Source organism: Micromonospora foliorum, assembly GCF_022229015.1.
Lineage (GTDB): Bacteria > Actinomycetota > Actinomycetes > Mycobacteriales > Micromonosporaceae > Micromonospora > Micromonospora foliorum.
Genome location: NZ_JAKKFF010000535.1, coordinates 1 through 1,061 on the forward strand (window position 1 = coordinate 1; position 1,061 = coordinate 1,061).

At 74.0% G+C, this 1,061-nt stretch carries 2 protein-coding genes; both read left to right on the top strand.

Annotation, left to right across the window (positions count from 1 at the left end; all coding sequences use genetic code 11):
* Window positions 1-597, top strand: a 597-nt coding sequence (locus PSH25_RS29720; RefSeq protein WP_238662162.1) for a C39 family peptidase, incomplete at its 5' end; no start/stop codon positions are given.
* 133 nt (window positions 598-730) lie between these two features.
* Window positions 731-1,061: alpha/beta fold hydrolase (locus PSH25_RS29725; RefSeq protein WP_308193752.1), on the top strand; the 331-nt coding region annotated here is incomplete at its 3' end.

Below are 1,061 nucleotides of genomic sequence, written 5' to 3' on the forward strand. Positions count from 1 at the left end.
ACGGCCGCCCCGGCCACCAGCGCCGCGTCGCCCGCCGCCAAGGCCAGCGGCAACCCGGACCTGACCCGGAAGCCGGAGCGCCCGAAGCCGCCGGCGACCAAGGTGCTCGACTACGACTACGAGGCGCAGAACACCTACTACAACTGCGGCCCGGCGGCCACCCGCAACGCGCTCAGCGCCGCCGGCATCGACCGCACCCAGGAGGAGCTCGGCGCCGAGCTGGGCACCACCGAGATGGGCACCAACTCGGCCGAGGACACCACCCGGGTGCTCAACGCCGAGGTGAAGGGCTCCCCGTACCGGACCCGGATGTTCCCCGGCGCGCCCAGCCCGGCCCAGATGGACCGGCTCCAGGCCGACGTGGTGAACGCCATCACCGACGGCCGGGGCGTGGTGGCCAACGTCGTCGGTGACGCCACCGACACCGACGGCGGCTGGCACTCCTACGGCGGCGGGCACTACATCGCCGTCGTGGGTTACAAGGACAACGGTCGCACCGTGCGGATCGCCGACTCGGCGAACCCGGCCGATCCGTCGTACTGGATCACCACGATCGACCTGGCCAACTGGATCGCCAGCCGGGGCTACTCCGCCTGACCCGGGCACGCTGACCGCCGCGGGCGCCGTCTCCCACAAGGGGCCGGCGCCCGCGGCGTTTGTCCGCGCGGTCCGTCGTACGCCGTCATCGACGGCTCTCGTACCGGGCCGTGAACCGTGGGAGACTGCGGCCGTGGTGGAGAAATCGGGTGGTCACGCCGGCCGTAGGCCGGTCCTGCTGCTGCTGCACGGCATGGGGGCGACCGGGGACGTGTGGTTGCCCTGGGCGCCGTACCTCGAACAGCACTGGCCCGGGCGGTGGCTGGCACCGGACCTCGCCGGCCACGGCTGGGCGCCGCCGCTGCCGTCGTACTCCTTCGCGGGTTTCGCCCAGCGGATCGCGCAGGCCCTCGCCCCCGACGACCGCCTGGTCGTGCTCGGGCACTCGCTGGGTGGGGTGGTCGGCCTGGCGCTGGCCGCCCGCGCCGCCGGGACGCCTGTGGACGCGGTGGTCGGGCTGGGCA